Source organism: Streptomyces phaeochromogenes (assembly GCF_001418655.1).
Lineage (GTDB): Bacteria > Actinomycetota > Actinomycetes > Streptomycetales > Streptomycetaceae > Streptomyces > Streptomyces phaeochromogenes.
Genome location: NZ_LIQZ01000480.1, coordinates 1 through 5,914, shown reverse-complemented (window position 1 = coordinate 5,914; position 5,914 = coordinate 1). Strand labels below are relative to the sequence as shown.

Sequence of the window (5,914 nt, the reverse complement as noted above, 5' to 3'; positions counted from 1 at the left end):
GGAGATCCGCGAGGCGGCGGTGCGGGCGCTGCGCGACGGCCGCGGCAACCAGTACCCACCGGGCCCCGGCGTGCCCGAGCTGCGCACCGCGATCACCGCGCACCAGGAGCGCCGCTACGGCCTCACCTTCGACCCGGACACCGAGGTCCTGGTCACGGCGGGCGCCACGGAGGCCATCGCCGCGGCGCTGCTGGCCCTCGTCGAACCGGGCGACGAGGTGATCGCCCTGGAGCCGTACTACGACTCGTACGCCGCCTGCATCGCGATGGCGGGCGGTACGCGCGTACCGGTCACCCTGCGCCCGCACGAGGACACCCACGACGGGGTCGTACACCGACGCTTCCGTCTGGACCTGGACGAGCTGCGCGACGCGGTCACCGACAACACCCGGCTGCTGCTGATCAACACCCCGCACAACCCGACCGGCACGGTCCTCACCCGCGAGGAGCTCACCGCGATCGCCGAGCTGGCCGTCGAGCGGGACCTGCTGGTGGTCACCGACGAGGTGTACGAGCACCTGGTCTTCGACGAGGCCGAGCACATCCCGCTCGCGACGCTGCCCGGGATGCGCGGGCGGACGGTCACCATCGGGAGCGCGGGCAAGAGCTTCTCGTTCACCGGCTGGAAGGTCGGCTGGGTGACGGCCGCGCCCGACCTGGTGGCGGCGGTCCGCTCGGCCAAGCAGTTCCTGACGTACGTGGCCTCGGGGCCCTTCCAGTACGCGGTCGCCGAGGCGCTGGCGCTGCCCGACACGTACTTCGAGGCGTTCCGCGCGGACATGCGGGCCAAGCGGGACCTGCTCGGCGCGGGGCTCGCGGAGGCGGGCTTCGCGGTGTTCAGGCCGGCCGGCACGTACTTCATCACCACCGACATCCGGCCGCTCGGCGAGAGCGACGGGTTCGCGTTCTGCCGCGCGCTGCCCGAGCGCGCTGGCGTGGTCGCCATCCCGAACGCCGTCTTCTACGACCACCGCGACGCCGGGGCCCCCTTCGTCCGCTTCGCCTTCTGCAAGCAGACGTCGGTCCTGGAGGAGGCGGTGAAGCGCCTCATGACGTTCGGCGGATAAGCGGGGGAATTCGCACTCGCCCAGCCGCGCGTTGCTCGCAAATGATACGAATTGCCAGCAATCTTCGGTTGTGACCCAAGCAAGTACCCTCGCGCCCCCGCCCCCCGCCGTCACGGAGTCCGCCACCGAGGGCCGTGCCCGTCCGCGTCCGTCCCCGGCGGCGGCGATGGGTACCGCCCTCGGGCTGTTCGCCGCCGCCCGGCTGCTGGGCGCCGCGGCGGTGGCCATGACCGCCTGGGCGACCGGCGGGCACCCGGTGCTCCTGCTCGGCCGGTCCTGGGACTCCATCTGGTATCTGCGGATCGCCGGCGACGGCTACGGGCGCAGCCTGCACTTCCGCCCCACCGTCGTCCACAGCGACCTGGCGTTCTTCCCGCTCTACCCGGGGCTGCTGCGGGCCGTCACCGAGCTGACCCCGCTCAGCGGCCCAGGCGCCGGCCTGCTGATCTCGTGGACGGCCGCCGCGGTCGCCGCCTGCGGGATCTACGCGATCGGTGTCCGGCTGCACGACCGCGCCGTCGGTACCGCCCTGGTCCTCCTGTGGGGCCTGCTGCCGCACTCCGTCGTGCTGTCGATGGCGTACACGGAACCGGTCCTCACCGCCTTCGCCGCCTGGTCGCTGTACGCCGTCCTCACCGGACGCTGGGTGTGGGCGGGTGCCCTCGCGGCCTGCGCGGGGCTGGCCCGGCCGAACGGCTTCGCCGTGGCGGCGGCCGTGCTCGCGGCGGCGGCGTACGAGATCCTCAGGCGGCGCGGAAAGGTTTCCCACAGGCTGTGGACGGGCGCGGCGCTCGCACCGCTCGGGTGGGCGGGGTTCTTCCTGTGGGTGGGGCGGCGCAAGGGCGATCTGCTCGGCGGGTACTTCGAGGTGCAGCGGCTGTGGGGCTCACGCTTCGACTTCGGCCTCGGCGCCCTGCGCTTCGTCAAGCACCTGCTGCTCCACGGCGACCGGCTGGTCTTCCCCATGTCGATGGTGATCGTGGCGGCCGGCCTGCTGCTGTACGGGCTGCTGATCGCCGACCGCGCGCCCCTGCCGCTGCTGGTCTACGCGGGCGCGCTGCTGCTCGTCGCGGTCGGCGGCGCCGGCTTCTTCGAGTGCAAGCCGCGGTTCCTGCTGCCCGCGTTCCCGCTGCTGCTGCCACTGGCCTGCGCGCTCGTACGGACGGCGAGAGCCCGACCGTGGCACGCGACCCTGGTGGTCGGCGCCCTGGCCGGGCTCTCGTTCGCGTACGGGGCGTACCTCGTCGTGCTCGCCCACAAGCCGCTGTGAGCCGCCGCGCGGCCGTGGCTCGCCGGCCGTGGCCCGCGGGGCTCGTGCCCGAGTGAGTCCTACTCGTCCTCTTCGGGCTTGTCGGCCTCGTCGATCTCCTGCTCCAGGCCGAGCTGCTCGACGAGCCACTTGTCGAACTCGATGGCGGCCCGCACCCAGCTGACCGTGGACGACACGAAGTGCTCCAGGCTGACGCCCGTGCCGATCAGCATCTGCGCTTCGCCGATCAGGCGGACGGTGCCGTCGTCGTGCGTGTGGCTGTAGACCTTCGGCCACAGCGTGCGCCGGTTCCAGTCGTCGATCGACTCGAGGAGCTGGGGCTTCTCCTCGATCTGGTGCGGCCGGTCGTAGAACGTCCGCACCGAGAAGACCTGCTGGTCGTCTTCACCGCGGAACATGAAATACGTGCGGAACTGCTCCCACGGCGCCGCGAGGTCACCCTCGTCGTCGACGACATACTTCAGCTCCATTTGGTCCAGGAGCTGCTTCACAAGGTCCTGATCAGGGACGACGGGGCCCGCCGGTCCGCCGGGGTTCGGCTCGGGCTGGCCCCCGAAGTTCGGAATCGAGGACGGGTCGATAGACATTCGGTGGGTACTCCTGAGGATTGCACGTGGTTACCTGACTTCGACCCTAGCCGTGATCGGCGTTCAGTAGTCCTTTGGCCCCAGGAGAATCGGACAGAGCCGCGGAGCAAGCCCCGAAAGGGCCGTTCACGGCCCGTACGCGCCCTGGCCAAAGTATGCGTTCAGGCCCTGGTTTCCACACGTGTGGGTGACAGGACGCAGTTGTTCGGTGACGTACCGTTCGCTGGGTGATCGAGCCGCACGCCACCGCCCAGCCCGGCACGGCCACGGCCCCAGCCCAGCCCGGCACGGCCACGGCCAAGGCCCCGCCGCCCGGGAGCGGCCAGGGCCCGGCGCGGCTGCCGGTCAGCACGGCCACCGGCCGGTTCCTCGTCCTCGCCGGCGTCTTCATCTGCGCGGCCTGCGGACTCGTGTACGAACTCGAACTCGTCGCCCTCGCCTCGTACCTGATCGGCGACTCGGTCACCCAGGCCTCCGTCGTCCTGTCCGTGATGGTCTTCGCGATGGGCCTCGGCTCGCTCGTCGCGAAGCGCCTGCGCCGGCACGCCGCGGCCGGCTTCGGCGCGGTCGAGGCCCTGCTCGCGCTCGTCGGCGGCTCCAGCGCGATGGCCCTGTACGCCGTCTTCGCCTGGACCGGCGACTGGGGCGGCGCCTGGGAGGGCGGCTCCAGCTATCTCCTCGTCGGCTTCTCCCTCGCCATCGGCCTGCTCATCGGCGCCGAGGTCCCCCTGCTGATGGAGCTGATCCAGCGCATCCGCAGACAGGACGCGGGCGGCGCGGTCGCGGACCTGTTCGCCGCGGACTACGTGGGCGCGCTGGTCGGCGGCCTCGCCTTCCCCTTCCTCCTCCTGCCCCTGCTGGGCCAGTTGACCGCGACGCTGGTCACCGGAACCGTCAACGCGATCGCGGGCGGCGCCCTGGTCCTCGGCCTGTTCCGGCAGGACCTGAGCCGGCGTGCCTGCTGGCTGCTGGTCGTCGCCAACCTCGGCGTGCTCGCGCTGCTCGCCTCGGCGGCCGTCCTGGTGGACGACTTCGAACGGGCCGCGCGGCACGCGGTGTACGGCAAGGACGTACGCGTGGCGATGCACACCGACGTCCAGGAGGTCGTCCTCACCGGCGGCACGGACGGCCGTCCCCTCGACCTCTACCTCGACGGACGCCTGCGGGTCAGCGGCAGCGACGAACACCGCTACCACGAGGCCCTCGTCCACCCCGCGATGAACGGCCCGCACGCGCGCGTGCTCGTCCTCGGCGGCGGCGACGGCCTCGCCGTGCGCGAGGTGCTGCGGCACGACGGCGTACGCCAGGTCGACGTCGTCGAACTCGACACTCGGCTCGTCGAGTTGGCCCGCACCGACCGGGCGCTGTCCGAGCTGAACGGACACGTCTACGGGGACCCGAGGGTGCGGGTGGTCGCCGCGGACGCGTTCGGCTGGCTGCGCCGGGCCCCGCGGGGCGCGTACGACGTCGTGGTCTCCGATCTGCCCGATCCCGGGATCACGTCCAGTACGAAGCTGTACTCGCAGGAGTTCTACGGGCTCGCGCGGGGCGTCCTCGCGGGCGGCGGGCGGCTCGCCGTGCACGCGGGGCCCGTGGCGTCGAGGCCGCGGGCCTTCTGGACGGTCGACGCGACGGTACGGGCGGCCGGCCTGCGGACCGTCCCCTACTCCGTGGCCGGGCGCGACCCGGCGGCGGCGAGCCGCTCCCGGGCCCCGCGCGACTGGGGGTTCGTCCTCGCCTCCCGCGCCCGGCCGCAGCTGCGTACGCCGCCGGGCACACCGTACGTACCGTCCCTGCGGGCGGACGCGCGCGCGGCGGAACGCACCCGGCTCACCGGCCTCCCGCCGTCCACGCTGGTGCATCCGAGGTACGCGGACTGACTCCGACCGAGTCGCTCTGCCGGGGGATCCGGGGGAATCCCCTCATACAGAGGTGCGGTACGGGCGGTGCTGGGTAGGCTCGGCCGACATGGAGCATGAGGTGTTCGTTCCGGTTCCCGTCGAGTCGCTGCGCGAGGCTCTCGCCGATCCCGCGCGGGTGGCCCGGGCCGTGCCCGGACTCCAGCAGGACGCGGGGACACCGCCCGTCTCCGGCCGCCTGAAGGTACGCGTCGGCGGGCACGCCATCACCTATCGCGGGGCGCTCACCGTCACCCCGCAGGACGACGGCACGTACGCCGTCGAGGCCGACGCCACGGAGGCCCGCGGCAGCGGCACGGTGAAGCTGGCCCTGACCTTGGCACTGCGCTCGCGCGAGGGCGACCCGAGCGGCTCGACCGTCACCTTCACCGGCACGGCGTCGGCCGACGGCCGCGTCACGGAACTCCCGGCGGACGCGGTGACCTCGGCGACGACCCGCCTGCTGAGCCGCTTCGCGGAGGGGCTGGCGGTGCCGGACGCGGGTGCGGCTGCCTCCGGCGGTGAGGCGAGGGGGGCGGAGACGGCCCCTGAGCCCGAGGAGTCCACTCCCGCACCGGAGGCGGCGGCCTCGGAGCCTCCGCCGGCCGAGGAGCCCTCGCCAGCCGAGCAGACCCCTGACGTCGAGGAGTCGCCCGCCGACACCGAGGAGACCTCCTCCATCCACGAGGCCGAGGTTCCGCCTCCCTCTCTCGAACCGTTCGCCGAGGAGGACTTCGAGGGCGGCTTCGAGGACGACGCGGTCCCGGCGTCGGACACCCCCGCCGAGGCGGCGCACGCCCGGCGCACGATGATCGGCCGCAGCGCGGAGGAGGTGGACCATGCGCCTCCACGCGGGCGCTACGCCCCGGTCCCCGCCCCCGAGGCGACGGGCCCCAGCGCGGCCCTCCGCTGGGCGGCCCCCGCAGCGGCCCTCCTCCTGGCCTCAGCGGTAGTACTGGGCAGAGCCCTCCGTAAGCGCCGGTAGATGTCTCAGGTGCGGCTGGGTGTGTGCCGAGTGCGCAGTTCCCCGCGCCCCTAAAGACGCCGGTAGCCCTTGTTGCTTTCAGGGGCGCGGGGAACCGCGCACTCGGCC

Annotated in this window: 5 protein-coding genes; 4 read left to right on the top strand and 1 reads right to left on the bottom strand. The window is 72.9% G+C overall.

Annotated elements, in window-relative coordinates; translation table 11 throughout:
- Both AOK17_RS43395 and AOK17_RS43390 read left to right on the top strand, forming a co-directional pair.
- On the top strand, positions 1 to 1,066 hold a 1,066-nt coding region (locus tag AOK17_RS43395; protein ID WP_245697750.1), incomplete at its 5' end, for a pyridoxal phosphate-dependent aminotransferase.
- 70 nt (positions 1,067 to 1,136) lie between these two features.
- Positions 1,137 to 2,336, top strand: a complete 1,200-nt coding sequence (locus AOK17_RS43390; RefSeq protein WP_206190934.1) for a glycosyltransferase family protein — start codon at positions 1,137 to 1,139, stop codon at positions 2,334 to 2,336.
- Between the two features lie 59 nt (positions 2,337 to 2,395).
- Here the strand turns inward: AOK17_RS43390 and AOK17_RS43385 are convergent, their stop codons facing one another.
- Positions 2,396 to 2,923 carry a type III secretion system chaperone family protein gene (locus AOK17_RS43385; RefSeq protein ID WP_055618156.1) on the bottom strand — a complete coding sequence of 176 codons (528 nt, stop codon included), beginning with the start codon at positions 2,921 to 2,923 and terminating at the stop codon, positions 2,396 to 2,398.
- A 227-nt stretch (positions 2,924 to 3,150) separates the two neighbouring features.
- Between AOK17_RS43385 and AOK17_RS43380 the strand changes: the two genes are divergently transcribed.
- Positions 3,151 to 4,803 (top strand): polyamine aminopropyltransferase, encoded by a 1,653-nt coding sequence (locus tag AOK17_RS43380; protein ID WP_055618155.1) that lies wholly within the window; start codon positions 3,151 to 3,153, stop codon positions 4,801 to 4,803.
- 88 nt (positions 4,804 to 4,891) lie between these two features.
- Positions 4,892 to 5,806: an SRPBCC family protein gene (locus tag AOK17_RS43375; RefSeq protein WP_107102655.1), complete on the top strand. Its 915-nt coding sequence runs from the start codon at positions 4,892 to 4,894 to the stop codon at positions 5,804 to 5,806.
- The last annotated feature ends 108 nt before the right edge of the window (positions 5,807 to 5,914 follow it).

Excerpts from the sequence above, each read along its gene's own strand:
- AOK17_RS43385 (WP_055618156.1), bottom strand. The coding sequence starts at position 2,923 with ATGTCTATCGACCCGTCCTCGATTCCGAACTTCGGGGGCCAGCCCGAG.
- AOK17_RS43375 (WP_107102655.1), top strand. The coding sequence starts at position 4,892 with ATGGAGCATGAGGTGTTCGTTCCGGTTCCCGTCGAGTCGCTGCGCGAG.